A 20,471-nucleotide genomic window follows, 5' to 3' on the forward strand; every position below is an offset into this window, starting at 1 on the left:
CAATCGTGTGATGCGCGCCGCGGGCCGACACGAATTTAGGTTTCTTGAGTTGATCCCGGCGGCGCAAGGTTTATCCTGAATGGCTGTATCCTCGGTTGGTCGGGAAATGCAAGGGATGACACGGATTCTGTCGCTGATCGCGACGATGATTCTAGCTTTGACGCTTCAAACTCAGGGCGTGCGGGCCGATGCGGTATCCGATCTTCGGGCCGCAATGTCCGAAATGCGCAAAGGCGACTGGAACGCCGCCTTGCGCGTGGCCGGCACCCGCGGCTCGGTCGCGCGCGACATCATCGTGTGGCACTGGCTGCGCCAAGGGTTTGGCAGTTCGGGCGATGTTCTGGTCTTTCTGGACCGGCGGCCCGATTGGCCGGGCCTTGCCTGGCTGCGCCGCAAAAGCGAGCCGTCCTTTACCGGCGCGGACCCGGACCGGGTGCTGAAGTTCTACAAGGACAACCCGCCACAGACCGCCGAAGGAGCTCTGAACTATGCCGTGGCACTGAAGGCCAAAGGCCGGACCGGTGAGGCCGAGGCGGATATCGTCACTGCCTGGCGGACGATGCCGATGGGTTCGGGCCTGCAGCAGGACTACGTTCAGAACTTCGGGTCATTGCTGAAACCGCATCACGAGGCTCGTCTGGACCGGATGCTGTGGGATGGCCATCTGATCAGCTCGACCCAGATGCTGCCACTGGTCAGCGAAGACTACCGCAAACTGGCCGAAGCGCGGATCGCCCTGCAAAAGCGCCAACCCGGCGTGGATGGCAAGGTTGCCGCCGTTCCGAAGGCGCTTGCCGATGATCCGGGGCTGGCCTTTGACCGGTTCGTATGGCGGGACCGCAAAGAGCTGGACGACAGCGCCATTGACCTGATGCTGGCGCGCTCGACCAGCCCACAGGCGCTGGGCGAACCCGACAAGTGGGCCGAAGGGCGGCGCAGGCTGGCTCGGCTGGAAATGCGTCAGGGTGATGCGAACCGGGCCTATGCCATCGCCGCCAATCACCACATGACACCCGAGATGGGGTATGGTTATGCCGACCTTGAGTGGCTGTCGGGTTTCCTGGCGTTGCGCAAGCTGAACGACCCGGCCACAGCGGTTCGGCATTTCCAGAACTTCCTGGGGGCCGTGAAGTCTCCGATCTCGATGGGTCGGGGCGGGTATTGGCTGGGCCGGGCCTACGCTGCCACCGGAAACGCCGAGAAAGCCTATGAGGCTTATGCAATCGGCGCCGACTACCAGACCTCGTTCTATGGCCTGTTAGCTGCAGAACAGATCGGACGGCCATTTGACAGCGACTTGGCCAACCCGCGCCGGGCGCCCCATTGGAAACAGGCCGAGTTCGCCAAGTCCAGTGTGCTTGAGGCGGGGCTGCTGCTGATACGAGCTGGTGAGCCGGAATTGGGCGAACGGTTCCTGACGCACCTGGTCGAAAGCCTGGATCCGGTGCAGGCCGGCCAGCTGGGTGATCTGGCGGTCGAGTTGAAGGAGCCGCACTTGGCGGTGATGATCGCCAAACGGGCCGCGACGAATGGCGTGGTATTGCCTGCGGCGTATTACCCGGTCCATCCCGTTGCGGATATCGGATTGCCCATGGCCAAGGAAATGACCCTGGCCATCGCCCGTCGGGAAAGCGAATTCGACCCGGTTGTAATCAGCGGTGCCGGCGCGCGCGGCCTGATGCAGGTGATGCCTGCGACCGCCAAGCTGGTCGCGCAGGAACTGGGCATTCTCAGCGGCCATCAGACGGGACGTTTGACCTCGGATTGGCGATACAACGCCAAACTGGGGGCAAATTATCTGGCCGGGCTGGCTGACGAATTCAACGGCAACGTCGTGATGATGGCCGCAGGTTACAATGCCGGCCCCAATCGCCCGAAATCATGGATGGACCGCTACGGCGACCCGCGAACGGGCGCAGTGGATATCGTCGACTGGATCGAGACGATCCCATTCAACGAGACCCGCAACTATGTGATGCGGGTGACCGAAAGCCTGCCCGTCTACCGCGCAAGGCTGGGCAAACCCGCGCTGCCGATCCCCTTCTCGCAGGAGTTGGTCGGATCAACCCTGTCTGCGTTCGCGCCATAGGGTGAACAGACCCGCCGCCACCACCAGCCCCGCCCCCGCGACCACCGCGGGGCGCAGGGTCTCGTCAAAGATCGTGATGCCCAGGATTGCGCTCCACATCAGGTGGAAATAGGCAAAGGGCTGTACGGCGCTGGCCTCGGCCATCTCGTAGCACTTGATCAGCAGCCAATGCCCCAGAACACCGGTGATGCACAGCAGCCCCATCCAGAACCAATCCCGCGGTACCATCGGCTCCCAGAACCACAGGCCGATGCAGGTCATGACCAATGCTCCCACGATCCCGGTCCAGAAGAAGCTGGTTGCGGTGCTGTCCTGACGCGCGGCATAGCGGGTCAGCAGACCGTAGAACGCAAACATCAGCGCCGAGATCAGGGGGATCACTGCCCACGGATTGAAGACGCCCATGCCGGGCTGCAGAATGATCAGCACGCCAACGCATCCGACCCCGATGGCCGACCAGCGCCGCCAGCCGACCTTCTCGCCCAGCACCGGCCCGCTGAGCGCGGCGACCAGAAGAGGATAACAGATGAACACCGCCTGGCTCTCGATCAGTCCGAGAATGGTAAAGCCGTAGACGGCGACGCAGATCTCGCCGGCAAGCAGCAGGCCGCGCAGGATCTGCAGGCCCGGTTGCCTGGTCCGGGCCGCGGCCGCCAGACCGCCGGGTGCACGTGCCGCCAAGGCAATCACGAAGGCCGCAAAGAACCAGTATCGCAGCATGACCACCATGTAGGTGTTGTACGTGCCAGCCAGATGACGCGAGATGCCGTCCTGCAGCGCAAACACGATCGTGGCCGCGATCATCAGCGCAATACCCGCCCGCACGTTGTTTGTCTGGGTCATGCCTTGGTCGCCCGCGTCATGTGCCGTTTGCGGCCGTATCCCGGCGCGCGGGATACCGAAAACCCGGCATCCTGCAACCCACGCCGCACGAACCCGGCTGCAGTATAGGTGGCAGCCGTCCCTTCGGGCGCGGTATGGGCCGCCACTTGCCGCATCATTTCCGGCTGCCACAGCTCAGGGTTCTTGGCGGGCGAGAACCCATCCAGGAACCAGGCATCGGCGAGCCCGTCCCAAAGGGGCAGGGTCTGGCGGGCATCACCTTCGATCACGGTCAGACGCAGCGTGTCCAAATCACAGCCGCCACCCTGCCATCGGTCAAGGAACCGGTCGGCCCAAGGCGCCAGCTCGGGAAAGGCCGCAAGCGCGCGTTTCATGTCGGCAGGGGCCATTGGAAAGGCTTCGAAACTGGTGAACGTCAGCGGACCCGATTGTCCGGACTTCTCCCATTCCGACCAAGCGGTCAGCATGTTCAGTCCGGTTCCGAATCCCAGCTCGGCGATGTGAAAGCCGGGGGCAAAGCGCGCGGGCAGATCGTTGCCCTGCAAAAAGACATGACGGGTCTCCTCCAGTCCGTTCTGAAGGCTGAAATAGGGGTCGTCGAAACGATCAGAAACAGGGACTGTCTCATCCCTCCACGACAATTTGGCGCGCTGGTCTGCCATCGGGAATTCCTGTAGCTAAGCGGCGCGACACTGAACAAGGAAAAGGGGATTGGCAATGGTCGATGTGACGATCTGCGGGGCTGGTATATTTGGCCTGTCCATCGCATGGACCTGTGCGCGACGTGGCGCCAAGGTTCGGGTCGTCGATCCCTACGGCGCTGGTTCAGGGTCCAGCGGCGGGCTGGTGGGTGCCCTTGCCCCGCACGTTCCGGAAAACTGGAACGACAAGAAAGCATTCCAATTCGAAAGCCTGCTGATGGCCCAACCGTTCTGGCGGCAGGTTGAAGCCACCGGCGGCGTTTCGCCCGGCTATGCGCGTCTGGGGAGGATCCAGCCCATCAACGACCAAAAGAGCCTCGACCTTGCACATCAGCGTGCGACCTCGGCCCGCGACCTGTGGCAGGGCCGGGCTGAATGGACCGTGGTCGAGGCGCGCTCGGTCGGATCATGGTGCCCGCCCAGCGCAACGGGTTTCGTCATCCACGATACGTTGAGTGCACGCATGCATCCATGCCGGGCCTGCGCTGCGCTGGTCGCCGCGCTGGCCGTGATGGGGGTTGAGGTCGTGCCCGACGCCCCGGACACCGGGGCAGTCATTCATGCGACCGGGGTGTCCGGCCTGTTGGAGCTGTCCGATGCTTTCGGCAAGGCGGTCGGAAACGGGGTCAAGGGACAGGCGGCACTGCTGCGGTTCGACGCGGGCCAGGTGCCGCAACTGTTCGCGGATTCGATCCATTTCGTGCCCCACGCCGACGGGACACTGGCCATCGGCTCGACATCCGAGCGGGACTATGACGACCCGACCGGCACCGATGCTGCCCTCGATGATGTGATCCAGCGCGCGTTACAGGCGGTTCCTGTTCTACACGGCGCAGAAGTGATCGAGCGTTGGGCCGGAGTCCGCCCCCGCAGCAAGAGCCGAGCGCCGATGCTGGGCGCACACCCGCTGCACAAGGGTCAGTTCATTGCCAATGGCGGCTTCAAAATCGGGTTCGGCATGGCCCCCAAGGTGGCCGCGGTCATGGCAGACCTGGTGCTGGACGGAAAGGATTCGATACCCGAAGGCTTCCGCCCCGAGGCGTCACTGTGACCGTGGAAGGGCCACGGCCTGCATGCACTGCCGCCCGTCCGGACCGCGGACCCATAAATCGTTCCCGTTTCGGCACAGCGTGGCAGGCTCGAAATGCATCAGCGGAGAGGACGCGCGAAAGGAAAACTCGGCCAGCGACCCCATGAGATCGGTGGCGAGCAGCATCAGATGCTGCGCCAGAAGCGGTCCATGGACCACCAGTCCGGCATAGCCTTCGACATCGCGGGCATAGTCAAGGTCATAGTGGATGCGGTGGCCATTGAAAGTCAGCGCCGAGTACCGAAACAGCAGCGTGGTGTCGAACGCGACCTGGCGCAGGTCTGTTTCGTCCGTCCGGGCAACCGGGGCCGCTGGTTTTGGTGCATCGGCCGACGGATCCTCGCGATAGACAAGGTCCTGCCATTCGGTCAGGCACAGCGTGTCGTCCTGCCAGATTTCGTGCTTGAGGGTCACAAACCCCAAAGGTCCTGTCCGTCCGGTCTTGGCGCTCACATTGCTCAAGGTTGAGCGGCGTTCGGCTGGTGTGCCAGCGATCAGCGGAGCGGCGAACCGCAGTCGCCCACCGGCCCACATCCGACGCGGAAGACCGAGATCGGGGACCAGCCCTCCGCCCACCGCGGGGTGGCCGTCGCGCCCCAAGCCCTCGGGCGGGCGCGGTGACCAGAAATACAGCTGGTGAAAAAACGGCGGCAGCGACGTGCCCATGCCGATCGAAGGTGCCTGCCCCAACGCCACCTGAAACGCCGCCGCCCGGGCAGGGTCCATCACGTCATGTTGAATTTCCGAGGAAACTTGATCCGTCATGGCCGCACCCTAAGCAGGCTCGGTCAGCCCGACAAGGCTCAGAACCCTGCTTCGGCCCGCAGCTTCTCCATCAACTGGCCCAGCGTCCGTTCGTACCGGTCGCTGCGCAACCGACCTGAATCGTCGAACTCGTTCGAGCTGTCGGCCAGATGAATTTCGGGGCCCTGCAGGATGCGCGGCTGAAACGGCACCATGAAAGACCGCAGGATCATCTGCGCCCGTTCGCCTCCGGCCCGGCCCGCCGCTGCTGACATCACCGCAACCGGTTTGTCGGCCCAGGGATTGCCCTTGGTCCGGCTGACCCAGTCCAGCGCGTTCTTCAGAACGCCTGACGGCCCCTTGTTGTATTCCGGAGTGGAAATGACCACCGCATGGGCACCAGCGATCTGATCCGCCAGGATCTTAACTTCGGCCGGAACCCCCTCGGCCTCCTCAGCATCTCCATCATAGAGAGGCAGATTCAGATCAGCTTCGATAAACGTACCCGCGCCGAACAGGCGCGCCGCTTCGCGGATCAGGCGTCGATTGGTGGCGTTCTGCCGCAACGAGCCGGACAGGCCCAGAAGGATCGGTTCGGACATCAGGATATCTCCGTCATGTGTTTCGGCTGCAGTTTAGTCATCCCGACCGCAAACCATAGCCCGCCTGACGCGCAGTCAATGTGCAAAAAGAAAGGGGCCGCTCGCCGCGGCCCCCGGCGGTTGGCTGTTGATCGGCTCAGGCGTTGCCGCTTGGCACGATCACGATCTCGACCCGGCGGTTCTGCGCCTTGCCCTCGGGCGTCAGGTTCGAGGCGATCGGTTGGTTTTCACCACGGCCGATCGTGGCGATACGCGCATAGCTGACGCCATTGGCCTGCAGAACATCCGCCACCGCGTTGGCGCGGCGTTCGGACAGGATCTGATTGTAGCCGGCTTCACCATCGCTGTCGGTGTGCCCGATGATCTGTACGTTCGAGTTGGGATAGTTCACCAGGTTTTGCCCCACGCGGACCAGATCCGCTCTCAGCGCAGGCCGGACCGTGGCGCTGTCGGTATCAAAGGTGATGTCATTCGGAACCGTGACGATCAGCCGGTCTCCGGCGTTGACGATCGTGATACCGTCATTGGCCAGTTGCTGACGCAGTTCGGCTGCCTGCCGGTCCAACTGGTTGCCGATCAACCCGCCGCCGGCAGCACCGATGGCCGCACCGGCAACGGCACCCAGCCCAGGGTTCGAGTCATTGGCGATGGCGCCAACACCGGCGCCAATCAGACCGCCCAGCAACGCTCCCTGCTTGGCGTTCTGGTTCGGGTCGTCCTGAACCCGCAACGTACCGGGGTCGGTACAGGCCCCCAGCACAAATGCGGCGCTCAGCCCGACCGGCAGCAAGAATCTGGAAATTTTCATGGGTTCACCTTCTGCTCCTGCACCCGTTTTTCCGGGTTACGTGTTTGACGTGATTATAGCACGCCTGACACAAACAGGCTCAAGCGACAAAAACGTGAGATCGGCGAATACCCGCCGCCCCCAAGGCGCTCAGAAATCCGGCAGAGCGCGAAATTTCATCGATATGCCATCCTCGGGATGTTTGACGCGCAATTCCTCGGAATGAAGCATCAGCCTGGGGAAATCGCGCGCCGGTCCTTCGGCATAGAACGGGTCGCCCAGGATCGGATGGCCCAGTGCTTGCATATGGACCCGCAACTGGTGCGAGCGACCGGTTTTTGGAAATAGGCGAACGCGGGTGGTGTCCCCGTCGTACCGGACGACCCGCCAATCCGTGACTGCCGGCTTTCCGGTTTCGTGGCACACCATCTGGCGCGGCCTGTTGGGCCAATCCACGATCAACGGCAAGTCTACCGTGCCGGTCTTTGGTTCCACCCGGCCCCACACACGGGCGACGTAGGTTTTTCGTGTCTGCCGGTTTTCGAATTGCTGTCCCAGATATCGTTGGGCGTGCGGGGTCTGGGCAAAGATCATGACGCCTGAGGTATCGCGGTCCAACCGGTGGACCAGCAAGGCCTGCGGGAATGCGGCCTGCACACGGGCCAGCAGACAATCGGCCAGGTGCTCTCCCCGGCCAGGCACCGACAGCAGGCCCGCCGGCTTGTTCACCACGATCACCTGCGCATCCTCGTGCAGCACGTCCAGCGGCGTTTTGGGGGGATCATAGGTATCGCTCATGCGGGCTGCCTATCGCAGGGTGCCGCCTCTCGCAACGTCGTCCTTGCGATGAGAAGGCTTCTCGGCAACTCTCGCGCCAGGCAGAGGAGATGACATGCACCCGACGATCGAACGAATGCAGGAAGTGGTCGCCAAGGGCGACGAGAGCCTGATCCATGAATTACTGGCCGAAGACGTGCAGTTCCTTCCGCCGACCTACTACAGCACCTGGACAGGCCGCGCCCCGGTGGCGGCGGTATTGGGTCATGTTGGACAGGTTTTTTCCGAGTTTCGCTATCGCCGGATCATGGGCGATGGCAAAGACTGGGCATTGGAGTTTCAATGCAAGGTGGGTGAACTGGACGCTGTTGGCGTTGACCTGATCACGCTCAACGATGACGGGCTGATTCAGACATTCGAAGTCGCCATGCGTCCCTACAAGACCGTTGGCGCCCTGCGCGAGGCCATGATGGCGCGCGTCATGAAAGACCACCGGTTCCTGGAATTTCGGAACGCTTTGAGCTGAGCCACCCGTGTCCATTGCCGCCGATCAGCTTCTGAGAGTTCCGCTGCTGCCGGTGTTGGCGGCACAGGCTCTGCTGGTTCGGCAGAGGGCCGTGCGGCTGCCCGAACCTTCCGGTGCGCGTGAGGGCCGGCAAGGCCGCGGGCCGAGGCTGCGCTTGCTGATCGCCGGTGACAGCTCTGCCGCGGGCGTTGGGGCTGGAACTCAGGAACAGGCGCTGTCGGGCCAGTTGGTGAAACTGCTCAGCCGCCAGTTCAGCGTTGAGTGGCGCCTTGTTGCAACGACCGGCCACACGACCGGTGACACGATCGAAGACCTGCGCGGGATCGAAGGCCAGTTTGACGCGGCTGTTACGGCCTTGGGCGTCAACGACGTCACTCGAGCCGTGTCCTGCAGCCGGTTCAAACGGCAACAGGCCGAGTTGATGCGCTTGCTCACCGTTGATCTGGGCGTGCGGACTGTGATCGTGACGGGCGTCCCGCAGATGGATCGGTTCCCGGCCTTGCCACAGCCCTTGGCATGGGTTCTGGGCCGGCAATCCGCGCGCCTTGACGAGGGGTTGAGAGAGGTGATCGCGAGCTTCCCCAAGGCCCGGCATCTGGCGCTGCACCTGCCCGACGATCCGGCCCTGGCCGCTGTGGACGGCTATCACCCAAGCCCCAAAGCCTATCGCCTTTGGGCCGAGCAGGCCGCGCGAATGATCCTCGATCAGGTCTGACCGCGCACCTGACGGATCATGGGCACTGAATAGACAACCAGTGCGGCCCAAATCAGCGGAAAGGCAATCATGCGCCCGCGGTCGATCTGCTCACCAAACAGCGTGATCGCCGTGATGAATATCATGGTCGGCGCGATGTACTGCAGGATGCCCATGGTCGAAAGTCGCACCAGCTTGGCCCCGTTGGCATAGACCAGCAGCGGAACGGCGGTCACGATACCCGCCCCGGCCAACAGTATGGTATCTGTTGCGGCGCCTCCAAAATGCCCGGTGCCCTGCACGCCCAACCAGGTCACATAAGCCAGCGCGGGAACCAGCAAAATCAAAACCTCAAGCAGGAAACCCTGGTTTGGTCCGATGGGCAACGAGCGCTTGAAGAACGCATAAAATCCCCAGCTGACCATCAACCCCAGCGCCGCCCATGGCAGACGGCCGGCCTCGACCACCAGAACCAGAACGCCCAAGGCGGCAAGCCCCACGGCAATTAACTGTGTTCGGGTCAGGGACTCGCGTAGCAGGATCGCTCCCAGCGCTATGCTGAACAGCGGGTTGATATAATACCCCAGCGCCGCGTCCAGAGCGTTGCCACTGGCGATCGCCCAGACATAGATAGCCCAGTTCACCGAAATCAGGGCCGCCGTCAGGCATGCCATTCCCAACATGCGCGGATCGCGCAGCGCCGCCTTCAGATCACCGGTTCGCCCCAGCGCGACCAGCAACAGCCCGGCCACCGGCACCGACCAGATGATGCGATGCGCCACGATTTCGACGGGACCGATATGCGCCATTGCCTTCATGTAGAGCGGCAGAAAACCCCAAAGGACATACGCCGTAACAGCCAGCGCAAGGCCTTTTGGCGAATCCGTGTTCTGGGCTTGGGTCGGGCGCTCGGCCATGAATGGTCTCCAGCTGATACCCCCCGTCTTTAGGCAAAGTCCCTTGCCATTGAAACTCAGAAAAGCTTGAAGACGCTCATAACGAATTGTGATGGGTCGGCGGCCCTATCGTCCGGTGTGCGACCGGCAGAACCATGTTCGGCTATGCTTGGTTTTCCGGTAAAGTCTTGGCCAGATGGAGGCCTCGTCAAGAACCTCCATCCGGCGCTGTGCAATTGCATAGGAGCAACGCCCCCAACCCGCCATCAGACCTTCACACGTTCGGATTTCGGATCGTACATGGGTTTGAGCGACGCCTCGGCGCGGACCTTAACTCCACAGACGTCAATCTCGTATGTCGAGGACAGCACGTCGGCCGCGCTTTCGCCCTTGCAGGGGACATAACCCATGCCGATCGCGCCACCCAAAGTGTGGCCATAGTTTCCTGAGCTGATGTAACCCACATATTCGCCATCTCGGATAATCGGTTCGTTGTGGAACAGCAGCGGTTCAGGGTCAGTCAGCTTGAATTGCACCAGCCGGCTGTGGGGGCCGCTGTCCTTGCGGGCAATCACCGCATCTCGGCCAATGAAATCACATCCCTTGTCCACCTTGACGGCAAAGCCGAGACCGGCGTCCACAACGTGATCTTCGCAGGTGATGTCATGGCCGAAGTGACGGAAGCCCTTTTCGATCCGGCAGCTGTCCATCATGTGCATGCCGCACAGCTTCAGGCCCATGTCCTGCCCAGCCTCGTGCAGCGTTTCGAAAACGTGGCCGGCCATATCCGACGACACGTAGACCTCCCACCCAAGTTCGCCCACATAGGTCACGCGGTGAACGCGTGCCAGGCCCATTCCGATCTCGATTTCCTGCGCGGTGCCGAATGGGTTTGCCGTGTTCGAGAAGTCGTTGGGCGAAACTTTTTCAAGCAAGGTCCGCGCGTTGGGGCCCATCACCGCCAGAACGCCTTCGCCGGCCGTGACATCGGTGATGACCACATTGAAATTGCCCGAATGACGCATCATCCACGTCTGGTCGGCCAGTCGCGTCGCCGCCGGGGTCACGACCAGATAGGCGGTCTCGGAAAGGCGGGTCACGGTCACGTCTGCCTCGATCCCGCCATGCCGGTTCAAGAATTGGGTGTAGACGATTTTGCCGTTGGGAACCGCGTAGTCGCCGCCACCGATATAGTTCATGAAAGCCTGGGCATCGGGGCCTTCGACCCGAATTTTTCCGAACGAGGACATGTCATACATGCCCACGTTCTCGCGCACTGCGCGGTGTTCGGCGGCCGAGTTCTCGAACCAGTTCTGGCGCTTCCAGCTGTAGCGGTATTCGCGTTCCTGCCCCTCATTGGCAAACCAGTTCGCGCGCTCCCAGCCGGCCAGCTCGCCAAAGACGGCCCCGTTTTCTTTGAGGTGGTGGTGGAACGGCGTCCGGCGCACGCCGCGCGCCGTGGCCTTTTGCCGATAGGGGTAGTGGTCGGCATAGAGCAGGCCCAGCGTTTCCTTGGACCGCTCGAATAGATACTGCTTGTTGCCCTGGAATGGCTGCATCCGACTGATGTCCACGTCGCCCAGGTCAAAGGGTTTTTCACCCGAGTCCATCCATTCCGCCAGCGCCATTCCCGCGCCGCCCGCAGACTGGATCCCGATCGAGTTGAACCCGGCGGCGACCCAGACATTGTCCATCTCGGGCGCAAGGCCAAGGTGATAGGCGTCGTCGGGCGTGAAGGATTCCGGCCCGTTGAAGAAGGTATGGATGCCCGCCTCGGCCAGCATCGGCATGCGGTTGCAGGCGGCCTCGAGGATCGGTTCGAAATGGTCGAAATCCTCGGGCAGTTGGTCGAACTCGAAACTGTCGGGGATGCCGTCCATCGCCCAGGGCTTGGCGTTGGGCTCGAAGGCGCCCAGCAGGATTTTCCCGGCGTCCTCCTTGTAATAGGCGCATTCGTCCGGCACCCGCAGAACCGGAAGCTGGGTCAGGCCGTCGATGCCCTCTGTCACGATGTAGAAATGCTCGCAGGCATGCAGCGGAACGTTCACGCCCGCCATGCGCCCCACCTGATGCCCCCACATGCCGGCGCAGTTGACCACCATGTCACACTCGATATGGCCCGAGGCGCTGCCATCATCCGCCACCCAGTCGACGCCGGTAACTTTGCGGCCCTGCTTTGCGATCTCGGTGACCTTGACCCGTTCCTTGACGACGGCGCCGCGCTGACGGGCACCCTTGGCCAGCGCCAGCGCGATATTGGCCGGGTCGCCCTGGCCGTCCAGCGGCAGATAGACGGCGCCCTTGACCCCATCCAGATTCAGATGCGGATAAAGCTCGGCCACCCGCTCGTTCGAGATCTCCTCGACCTCGACCCCGAAGGCGCGGGCCATGGCGGCCTGGCGGTAGATCTCTTCCTTGCGCTCATCCGTCAGCGCCACGGTGATCGAGCCACAGCGTTTGAAGCCGGTGGCGACGCCGGTTTCCTCCTCGAGCGCGCCATAGAGTTCCTGGCTGTATTTCGCCAGTTTGGTCATGTTCGCGGTGGCGCGCAGTTGGGCGATCAGGCCAGCCGCGTGCCAGGTCGTGCCGCTGGTCAGCTGCTTGCGCTCCAGCAGAACAACGTCGCTCCAGCCTTTCTTGGTCAGGTGATAGGCCACCGAACATCCGATCACACCGCCACCGATGATCACCACGCGGGCCTTGCTGGGAAGATCAACCATTCCGAAGTCTCCAATCTCGAGTCGGCATAAGAGTGCCATGAACAGGCGACAAAAAATGCAGCAAAAACGTCAACTGCGGCACAAAAATCACCGCAGCGCCGATTGGCGTTTCTGGCGGCGCAGAGCGAATGGCGTGATCCCGAAAAAACTTTTGTAAACGGATGAGAACCCGTTGGGAAAGCCGCAGGCGAGGCCGATTTCGCGCACGCTCATAGTGGTATTCAAAAGCAGGTTGTTGGCCTTGGCCAACCGCATCTCCCGATAGAACCCGTTCGGCGTGGTGCCGAAGAATGTCTTGAATTTGCGCTCCAGCGAGCGGTTCGACATTCCAAGCTCTTCGACCAGTTGATTGATGGGCAACGGATCTTCGATATTGGCCTGCATCAACTTGATGCACTGATCCAGCCGGGCGTCCCCGGTCGTTGTCGTCTTGGCGCCCGAAAACGGCTGCAACGAGGAAAAGTCGCGGATGTGTTCGTGCAGCATGATGTCAGCCACTGTCATCTTGGCCGGCCCCGAGATGTGACGCCCGATCACCGCCAAAGCAATATCGGCCGTGGCCCCCATCCCCGCGCAGGTCACGACCGGGCCCTGCTCGGTCGCGATCGAAAGCTTGGCCTCGAACCGGGCACCCCGCTCGCGGAAGATCGACGCGTTTTCCCAATGTGTTGCCATATCGGGCGTGCCGTGTTCGTCGATGTATCGGCTGGCGGCCTCGGCCAGCAAAAAGACTTGGGCACCGCGATAGGTATAGTCGGACACAACCCGGCCCAGCGACAGCTCGGGCTGGTCAGGGTCGGTGTTGCCGATCACGAACAGATAGTCGGCGTCCGGTTGGCGCGTAACGGGCTGGGTCGGAATGCTGGCGCCGCTGCTACTGACGATGGTCCCTCCCTTGAGCGACCGATAGGCATAAGTGAACGGCGGGTGCGGGCAAACCCGATTGGCAAGACGCAGCACATCCACCACCGACGCCAGTTCCAGCAGAACGAAGCCCGGCGCGGTGATGATGTCAAAATGCCACTGCGCCCTGACGCCTTCGGGTTTTCCAGGGTCCGGTTTCTCCGCCATACCCGCCACTCACACGATCCTGTGCCCGGCCGAGCGCAGGGCGTTGGCCAAAGCTTCGATGTGCTCAGGGCCCACTTCGCAGCATCCACCGATGATCGTGGCCCCTTGGTCAACCCAACTCATCGCATGTACGGCATAGGCCGACGGGCCCAGATCGTGGCGCGCCTCCAGCGCGTCGACTGTCGGAGCGTCTTTCAGGAAGCCGTCGGAAATCCGGGTGAAACCATTCGCGTAGGCACCGTAAGGTCTTTGAAGTGTCGCAAGGATCTCCAGCGCCGCGGGCACCGCCTCGGGCCGGGTGCAATTGATCAGAACCGCCTGGGGATCGAAGCGTTCGACCAGTGGCGCGATCGCGCCCAACGGTTCGCCCGACCTCAGCCGCGTACCGTCCTCGTCCATGACCGACAGGGCCAGCCAGACCGGCTTGCCACAGCCTTCAGTTCCACGCAGCGCGCCTTCGGCCTCGGTCACGGACGAGACGGTTTCGATCAGAAACAGGTCCACCCGGTTCTGCATCAATCGCACCAGTTCCGAGAATTTCTGCGCGGCCTCGTCGGGATCGGGGTTCAGATCGGGGCGATAGGTGGCCAGCAAGGGGCCCAGCGCACCGGCGATACGCCCCGCCCGCCCATCGCGCGCCAGTTCGGCCTGTGTCAGAGCCGCATCAATAAGTTGCTCCAGCTGGTCCTCGATCCCCGCTCGTACGAGGCGAGAGCGGTGGACGGCATAGGTGTTTGTCGTCGCAACGGTTGCCCCGCGGTCAAAATAATCCCGATGGATGTCTCCGACCAACCCAGGTTCGTCGATCATTACGCGAGTTGACCACAAGGCGGTTGGCTGTTCGCCACGACGTTTGACCAGCTCTTGACCGATCGAACCATCCAACAGCGTGATGTCTGCCATCTCGGTGCCTCCTTACGGTATGAGAACCAGCTTTCCGGGCAGGGTCTTTGATTGAAAGTCCGTCTGCGCCTGCACGATCTCGCGCAGCGGGTACGTCTTGGAAATCAACGGCTTGATCCGACCCGCGTTCATCAACTCGACCAGTCGGCCGAAGACCTCGAAAGCCTGATGGGTGCAGCCGTGGATCGTGATGTCACGCAGGTAGATTTCGCGCAGATCAGCCTGCACGATCGGGCCGGCGATGGCCCCGGACACGGCATATTGGCCGCCCGGCTTCAGTGCCAGGATCAGGCCGGGAAAGGCCGGGCCGCCAACCACGTCGATCACCACGTCAAAGCTGTCCTGCGGCAGCGGCGCGTCGCGCTCGAACGTACCAGCCGCACCCTGCGCCCGCACCACTTCGGCCTTGGCCGCACTGGTCACCCCCCACACGGTTGCTCCCCGCAGGGCTGCCAATTGCACGGCCGCCAGCCCGACGCCGCCCGAGGCGCCGGTGATCAGCACCTTGTGCCCGGCAGTCACGCCCGCGCGGGTCAACAGGTTCTCGGCCGTGCCAAACGCACAGGGGATGGCGGCGATTTCCACATCCGACAGCGGTGAGGCGGTCACGTCATAGAGGTCATCCGCCTCGAGCAGGCAGTATTGCGCAAAAGCCCCGTCGATCTCGGACCCCAGCGCGATGAAGCCTGTCGGGTTACCCGGGCGCGGGCGCGGCAGGTTGATCGGGCAGGTCACGCGTTGCCCCGGTTTGAAGCCGGCACCCGGCCCGATCTGCTCGACTATGCCGCAAAGATCTCCGCCTTGAATGCGGGGGAAGGACAGCGCGCCGCCCCACCCGCCGGCTTCGACCTCTTGGTCAACCGCGTCCGTCGCGCCGGTGACGTCCGAGGAATACCATCCGATCCGCGTGTTGATGTCGGTGTTGTTGACGCCCGCCGCAGCCACGCGGACCAAAACCTGCCCGGGCCCGGGTACCGGAACCGGAATATCCTCGCGCCATTCCAGAACTTCGGGGCCACCGTGACCCGTCAGAAAGACACCGCACATCGTCTTTGGAGCATTCATTTCGCTGGCTTCTCAGGTCTGGTCGTCGGGATGGGGTGGAACCGGCCCCATCGGCACGATGTCGTAGCGGGCATTCAGATCAGCCATCTTGGCCTCGTCCTCAAAATCTGCCTGGGTCATGGTTGCCAGTTCCGCAAGGAAACCGTCAAACCCGGAGGGTTGAAAGATCATGAGCATCCGTGCCGGTTTGTTGTCAGCGACGCGGCACGCATGCGGCACACCCGGCGGAACATGCATGGTGGTGCCCGGCGTGCACAGGTGCCAATCTCCGTCGACGTAGAAATCCACGGCGCCCTCTAGGAAATAGAAAGTCTCGGCGTGGCTGTCGTGGCGATGAAGGCCAAGCGCGAAGCTGGCCTTCAAGTTGTCTTCCATCAGGGTGTACGCCCCGCCCGTGTCCTGACCGGAAACCTTCACGAAGGTATGGTCGTTCTCCCAGTCATAGTTGGGACCCTCACCGGGTCCCTGCTTGGAATATCGCGGGCGCATATGGGCCTCCTTGTGTCAGGCGCGCAGCCGCTCGTTTGCGGGATCCCACAGCGGCTGATCCTCCTGTACCACGGCGCGACACTTTTCGCCGTAGATTTCCACCTCGAGCTCGGTGCCCGGGTTGGCCAGATCGGCCTTGATCATGCCCAGCGCGACGGACTTGCCGACACGATAGCCCCAGGCGCCCGATGTGGTCTCGCCCACGATCTGATCGCCCTGCCAGATGCAGGACATGTAAGGCGCATCGCAGTCACCGGCCTCGACGACCAGCGTGACGAAAGACTTCTTCACTCCACGCTGCTTTTCCGCCAGCAAGGCGGCCTTGCCGGGGAAATCCTGAGGCTTGTCGAACTTGACGAAGCGTTCCAACCCGCCTTCCAGCAGCGAGTAGTCGGTGCTGAGATCTCCCTTCCACGCGCGGTATCCCTTTTCGATGCGCAGGCTGTTCAGCGCATACATGCCAAACGGCTTGGCCCCGGCGGCTAGGATCGCATCATAGATCGCGGGCATGTGCTCGTTGAGCGCATGCACCTCCCAGCCCAGTTCGCCGGCGAAGGACACGCGGATCAGGTGGGCGGGCTGTCCGGCCACGGTGGCGGCCTGATGGGTCAGCCAACCCAGAGAGAGGTCGGCATCGGTCAGACCCGACAGGATCTCACGCGATTTCGGACCGGTCACGATCAGCGTATCTCGGGTGGTGGTCACGTCCTCGACCGTGACACCCGCGGGCATCGCGTTCATAAGGATGTCGCGGTCGTGCCATTGCGCGGTGGCGGCGGTGATCATCACGAAGTCATCCTCACCCAGACGCATACAGGACATCTCGGTCAGGATGCGGCCGCGGTCGTCGGCGATGTAGACCAGGTTGATCCGGCCTACCTTGGGCAGGCCGCCGGTGACCAGCCCGCGCAGCGCCTCGGCCGCGCCTTCGCCCTTGACGACAAACCGCGAGAAACCCGGCAGGTCGAGCACGCCGCAATAGTCGCGCACGGCCTCGCATTCCTCCTTGATCCGCTGCTCCCACGGGCCCGAGCGGCCCCAGGTGTGGGTGCTTTCCTCGGAGGTGTCATCCCCCGGCTGCGCGAACCAGTTGGCGCGCTCCCAGCCGTTGTAGACGCCCATGACGCCGCCCAGTTCCTTGACCTTGGCGTGAACCGGCGACAGCTTCTTGTCGCGCGCGGCGGGCCATTCATGATGCGGGAAGTGCATGGCGTATTCGTTGCCGTAGACCTCCATGCCCTTTTGATTGCAGTAATCCTGATCGGTGTAGTCGGTATAGCGGCGGGGATCGACGGCCCACATGTCCCATTCGGTGGCGCCATCCACGATCCATTCGGCCAGCACTTTGCCTGCACCGCCGCCTTGGGCGATGCCGAAGGTGAAGGTATGCGCCTCGAAGGCGTTCTTGACGCCGGGCATCGGGCCAATCAGCGGCAGGCCGTCGGGCGCATAAGGGATCGGCCCGTTGATCACGCGGCCCACGCCCGAGGTCGCCATCAGCGGCACACGCTCCATCGCGTCAGTGACGATGTCCTCGATCCGGTCCAGATCGTCGTTCCACAGCTGAAAGCTGAAATCCTCAGGCATCGGGTCGTCCTCGGTCATCCAGTGGCCCTTGCAGTTGGGCTCGTATGGGCCAAGGTTGAAGCCGTGCTTTTCTTGTCGCAGGTAGTAGGAGATATCCACGTCGCGCAGCAGCGGCAGCTTGCCACCGTTTTCCTTCGACCAGGCTTCGACCTCGGGGATCTCGTCAGTCAGCAGATACTGGTGGCTCATGACCATCGCCGGCACGGTGCGGCCGCCATAAGGCTTGAACCACTCGCCCACACGCTGCGCGTAGTAGCCGGCGGCGTTGACGACATAGTCACAGTCGATGTCGCCCTTTTCGGTGTGGACGGTCCAGGTGCCGTCGTCATGCTGGGTCACGCCGGTGGCCGGGCAGAACCGGATGATCTTCTGTCCCATGTCGCGTGCGCCCTTGGCCAGCGCCTGGGTCAGCTGCGCCGGGTCGATGTCCCCATCGGTCGGGTCATACAGAACGCCCTCAAGATCATGAGTTTCCAGGAACGGGTAGCGTTCCTTGGCCTGCTCCGGCGTCCACATTTCCATCGGGATTCCCTGGTAGCGGCCCATCGACATGGCCCGCTGGAACTCCTGCATCCGCTCTTTGCTGTGCGCCAGACGGATTGATCCCGACACGTGGTAGTTCATCGGGTAGTCGACCTCTTCGCCAAGACGTGAATACAGCTCGGTCGAATAGCGCTGCATGTTCATGATCGCCCAAGAGGTCGAGAAGGTCGGCACGTTGCCGGCCGCGTGCCAGGTCGAACCTGCGGTCAGCTCGTTCTTTTCCAGCAGAACGCAGTCGGTCCAGCCCTTTTTGGCCAAATGGTACAGCGAGGACGCCCCTACGACGCCGCCACCAATGATGACCACGCGGGCCTTGGTCGGAAAATCGCTCATTTTTCTAGATCCCTGTCATTGTGCCCTTTGGGGCAGTTCATCCGTGATGTCGTAGTAGTCGCCCTTGTCCGCCACGAAGATGTGGCGAGCCAGTTTCAACTGAGTGGGCTGGTCCAGAGCCCCCATCGAAACCGAAATCGTGTCTTCGTCCTTGTGTTGCCAGAACAGAAAGCTTCCGCATGCCTTGCAGAAACCACGCCGGGCCGTGTCCGAAGCCTGGAACCATCCCAGCGTTTCGCTGCTGTTCAGGGTCAGGTTGTCCTGGTGGGTCGCGGTCGAGGCCCAATAATGCCCTGACTGCCGACGGCATTGCCCGCAGTGGCAGGCCGAGGGCGGTGACAGCTCTCCGTTGATCGTGAAGGCCACCGAACCGCAAAGGCACGATCCTTTTTGCATGGCTCTATCCCTTTCCTGCAGGTGCCGCGCTGGTTCCCAGCAGGACGCCATAAATGATGAAACAGGTGGCCATGACGCGGCGCACCCAGACGTTGAACACGGCGCCCAGCGCCGCCCGCCCCATCACCGCACCCAACAGTGTGAACCCGGTGTAGCTGAGCGTCGTGATGATCAGCGCCGTCGGCATGATGATCGCCATTTGCTGCCAGATCGGCACATCGGGCTGCACGAACTGGGAAAACGCGGCTAGGTAACCTGCGACGCTCTTTGGATTGATCGTGGCGACAGCCAAAGCATGGAGATAGACATGGCGGGCCGGGCGCTGGCTGGCCGGTGCGGGACGCGTGGCGTTCACCCACCCCCGGAGTCCCATCCAGATCAGGAACCCCGCCCCGATCAGTTTGGCCACGAAAAACCCGGTTGGCGAGGCCGCGATCAGGGCCGTCACCCCCAGAGCCGACAGGATCAGAAAGGCGCTGGCCTGGGTCAGGATCGCCAGGACCCCAAGCATTGCCTTGGGAAATGGCAGGCTCATCCCGTTCGAGATGCAATTCACCGCATTCGGACCCGGCGTGGTCACGAACACCACCCAGAACATCGCGAATATGGTCCAGGCCTCAAAGCTCATCAGTACACCGGCGGAGCGATCACCCAGACGGCCACGGCGGGCTCGTCGTAAGGGTTTGCCCATTGGTAGGGTTCGTGCTTGATCCGAAAGCTGTCCCCGACGCCGACGGTGAAATTTCGGCCTCCGATCGTCAGGTCGAGACGGCCCGAGATCATGTATCCAACCTCTTGCGTCGGACGGTTGGCCGGGGTCTGCATCCGGGAATGGGGCTCAAAGGTGGAATGCACCATCTCGAAATCATCGGTCAGGTCAGGTGACAGCAATTCCTCGATCAGCCCTTCCTCGCCCGACCCCATCGGCCGGCGCGAACCGGCGCGCACCACATAGCCCTGTTCCTCGGCCAGAACGCCGGTGTGGGCGAACAGCATCGACATTGGCACGCCCAGGCATTCCGCGATCAGGCGCAGATCCGAGATCGACGGAGCAGACAAATCGCGCTCGACCTGGCTAAGCCAGCCCACCGACCGGTCCAACCGCGAAGCGATATCGGTCAGCGTCAACCCGCGCGCCTTGCGCAGCGCGCGAATGTCCGCCCCCAGCGTCGCAGCGATATGGGCCTGATCGTTCACGCTTTCCCCTCCGAGTCATGAAATTTACGTCACATTTTTCACGATGTCCCGAATCGGTGAAAATTCCAAGATATTTTTCACTACCGGTCCCGATCCTTCCACGCTATGGCTGCGGAATGTGGATCGTCATTCTGTATTTCTGGGCCATCAACGCGTTGACTTTGCTGGTGTTCGGCTGGGACAAGCTGCGGGCGATCCGACGCAGGCGGCGTGTCCCGGAGAAGTGGCTTTTGCGACTGGCGCTGTTGGGCGGCAGCCCCTCAGCTTTGCTGGGTCGCTGGATATTCGGACACAAGACTCGGAAAAAGCGGCTGACGACTCTGCTGTATGCCATTGCGGCTCTGCAGGCGGGCGCGATCTACCTGTTCCTCACCTACAGTTCTGTTTGAAACTGGAAATTGGCAGTGCGATCGGGCAA

Annotated in this window: 21 protein-coding genes; 5 read left to right on the forward strand and 16 right to left on the reverse strand. The window is 62.5% G+C overall.

Features of this window, described 5'->3' with window-relative positions; all coding sequences use genetic code 11:
- The first annotated feature begins 115 nt into the window (after nucleotides 1-115).
- Entirely contained in the window at nucleotides 116-2,089 is a 1,974-nt protein-coding gene (locus ACR0FC_RS11175; protein WP_170341362.1) for a lytic transglycosylase domain-containing protein, read from the forward strand.
- Here ACR0FC_RS11175 and ACR0FC_RS11180 read toward each other — a convergent pair.
- On the reverse strand, nucleotides 2,063-2,932 hold the full coding sequence (locus ACR0FC_RS11180) for a DMT family transporter (RefSeq protein ID WP_093964295.1): 870 nt from the start codon (nucleotides 2,930-2,932) through the stop codon (nucleotides 2,063-2,065). The two genes, ACR0FC_RS11175 and ACR0FC_RS11180, sit on opposite strands and share 27 nt — an antisense overlap.
- Entirely contained in the window at nucleotides 2,929-3,594 is a 666-nt protein-coding gene (mnmC2, locus tag ACR0FC_RS11185) for a tRNA (5-methylaminomethyl-2-thiouridine)(34)-methyltransferase MnmC2 (protein WP_170341361.1), read from the reverse strand. Before mnmC2 ends, ACR0FC_RS11180 begins: the two co-directional genes overlap by 4 nt.
- 55 nt (nucleotides 3,595-3,649) lie before the next feature.
- Between mnmC2 and ACR0FC_RS11190 the strand changes: the two genes are divergently transcribed.
- Nucleotides 3,650-4,684: an NAD(P)/FAD-dependent oxidoreductase gene (locus ACR0FC_RS11190; RefSeq protein WP_170341359.1), complete on the forward strand. Its 1,035-nt coding sequence runs from the start codon at nucleotides 3,650-3,652 to the stop codon at nucleotides 4,682-4,684.
- Here the strand turns inward: ACR0FC_RS11190 and ACR0FC_RS11195 are convergent.
- The 4 genes from ACR0FC_RS11195 to ACR0FC_RS11210 all read right to left on the reverse strand — a co-directional run bounded on the left by ACR0FC_RS11195 (nucleotide 4,676) and on the right by ACR0FC_RS11210 (nucleotide 7,654).
- On the reverse strand, nucleotides 4,676-5,488 hold the full coding sequence (locus tag ACR0FC_RS11195) for an HTD2 family dehydratase (RefSeq protein ID WP_170341357.1): 813 nt from the start codon (nucleotides 5,486-5,488) through the stop codon (nucleotides 4,676-4,678). The genes ACR0FC_RS11190 and ACR0FC_RS11195 overlap by 9 nt on opposite strands.
- Before the next feature lie 38 nt (nucleotides 5,489-5,526).
- A complete protein-coding gene (locus tag ACR0FC_RS11200; RefSeq protein WP_170341355.1) occupies nucleotides 5,527-6,069 on the reverse strand; it encodes an NADPH-dependent FMN reductase in 543 nt (180 codons plus the stop codon).
- 136 nt (nucleotides 6,070-6,205) lie between these two features.
- Complete coding sequence (locus ACR0FC_RS11205) at nucleotides 6,206-6,877, reverse strand: YiaD family glycine zipper/OmpA-like lipoprotein (protein WP_170341353.1); 672 nt, start codon at nucleotides 6,875-6,877, stop codon at nucleotides 6,206-6,208.
- A 129-nt stretch (nucleotides 6,878-7,006) separates the two neighbouring features.
- Nucleotides 7,007-7,654: an RluA family pseudouridine synthase gene (locus ACR0FC_RS11210; protein ID WP_170341351.1), complete on the reverse strand. Its 648-nt coding sequence runs from the start codon at nucleotides 7,652-7,654 to the stop codon at nucleotides 7,007-7,009.
- Nucleotides 7,655-7,748: 94 nt separating this feature from the next.
- Between ACR0FC_RS11210 and ACR0FC_RS11215 the strand changes: the two genes are divergently transcribed.
- A complete protein-coding gene (locus ACR0FC_RS11215; protein ID WP_170341350.1) occupies nucleotides 7,749-8,159 on the forward strand; it encodes a nuclear transport factor 2 family protein in 411 nt (136 codons plus the stop codon).
- A gap of 7 nt (nucleotides 8,160-8,166) precedes the next feature.
- The gene (locus ACR0FC_RS11220; RefSeq protein WP_367646356.1) at nucleotides 8,167-8,874 is read left to right on the forward strand and encodes an SGNH/GDSL hydrolase family protein; all 708 of its coding nucleotides are present in this window, start codon (nucleotides 8,167-8,169) and stop codon (nucleotides 8,872-8,874) included.
- Here ACR0FC_RS11220 and rarD read toward each other — a convergent pair.
- The 10 genes from rarD to ACR0FC_RS11270 all read right to left on the reverse strand — a co-directional run bounded on the left by rarD (nucleotide 8,865) and on the right by ACR0FC_RS11270 (nucleotide 20,053).
- Nucleotides 8,865-9,770: an EamA family transporter RarD gene (gene rarD / locus ACR0FC_RS11225; RefSeq protein ID WP_170341347.1), complete on the reverse strand. Its 906-nt coding sequence runs from the start codon at nucleotides 9,768-9,770 to the stop codon at nucleotides 8,865-8,867. The genes ACR0FC_RS11220 and rarD overlap by 10 nt on opposite strands.
- Before the next feature lie 245 nt (nucleotides 9,771-10,015).
- Nucleotides 10,016-12,469 carry a GcvT family protein gene (locus ACR0FC_RS11230; RefSeq protein ID WP_170341345.1) on the reverse strand — a complete coding sequence of 818 codons (2,454 nt, stop codon included), beginning with the start codon at nucleotides 12,467-12,469 and terminating at the stop codon, nucleotides 10,016-10,018.
- A gap of 87 nt (nucleotides 12,470-12,556) precedes the next feature.
- Nucleotides 12,557-13,540, reverse strand: coding sequence for a GlxA family transcriptional regulator (locus ACR0FC_RS11235; protein WP_170341343.1), 984 nt, complete (start codon nucleotides 13,538-13,540; stop codon nucleotides 12,557-12,559).
- 9 nt (nucleotides 13,541-13,549) lie between these two features.
- Nucleotides 13,550-14,443, reverse strand: coding sequence for a homocysteine S-methyltransferase family protein (locus ACR0FC_RS11240; protein WP_170341341.1), 894 nt, complete (start codon nucleotides 14,441-14,443; stop codon nucleotides 13,550-13,552).
- Nucleotides 14,444-14,455: 12 nt separating this feature from the next.
- Nucleotides 14,456-15,508 (reverse strand): alcohol dehydrogenase family protein, encoded by a 1,053-nt coding sequence (locus ACR0FC_RS11245; protein WP_170341339.1) that lies wholly within the window; start codon nucleotides 15,506-15,508, stop codon nucleotides 14,456-14,458.
- A gap of 12 nt (nucleotides 15,509-15,520) precedes the next feature.
- Complete coding sequence (locus tag ACR0FC_RS11250) at nucleotides 15,521-15,997, reverse strand: cupin domain-containing protein (RefSeq protein ID WP_093964282.1); 477 nt, start codon at nucleotides 15,995-15,997, stop codon at nucleotides 15,521-15,523.
- A gap of 15 nt (nucleotides 15,998-16,012) precedes the next feature.
- Nucleotides 16,013-18,460, reverse strand: coding sequence for a GcvT family protein (locus ACR0FC_RS11255; RefSeq protein ID WP_170341337.1), 2,448 nt, complete (start codon nucleotides 18,458-18,460; stop codon nucleotides 16,013-16,015).
- Nucleotides 18,461-18,475: 15 nt separating this feature from the next.
- Entirely contained in the window at nucleotides 18,476-18,856 is a 381-nt protein-coding gene (locus ACR0FC_RS11260; protein WP_170341336.1) for a GFA family protein, read from the reverse strand.
- Nucleotides 18,857-18,860: 4 nt separating this feature from the next.
- Nucleotides 18,861-19,484, reverse strand: a complete 624-nt coding sequence (locus tag ACR0FC_RS11265; protein ID WP_170341334.1) for a LysE family translocator — start codon at nucleotides 19,482-19,484, stop codon at nucleotides 18,861-18,863.
- Nucleotides 19,484-20,053 (reverse strand): helix-turn-helix domain-containing protein, encoded by a 570-nt coding sequence (locus ACR0FC_RS11270; protein WP_093964278.1) that lies wholly within the window; start codon nucleotides 20,051-20,053, stop codon nucleotides 19,484-19,486. The genes ACR0FC_RS11265 and ACR0FC_RS11270 overlap by 1 nt, the downstream gene beginning before the upstream one ends.
- A gap of 116 nt (nucleotides 20,054-20,169) precedes the next feature.
- On the opposite strand from ACR0FC_RS11270, the gene ACR0FC_RS11275 reads away from it, so the two are divergent.
- A complete protein-coding gene (locus ACR0FC_RS11275) occupies nucleotides 20,170-20,442 on the forward strand; it encodes a DUF1294 domain-containing protein (RefSeq protein ID WP_170341332.1) in 273 nt (90 codons plus the stop codon).
- Nucleotides 20,443-20,471 lie beyond the last annotated feature (29 nt).

It is taken from the genome of Ruegeria sp. BB9, assembly GCF_056539345.1.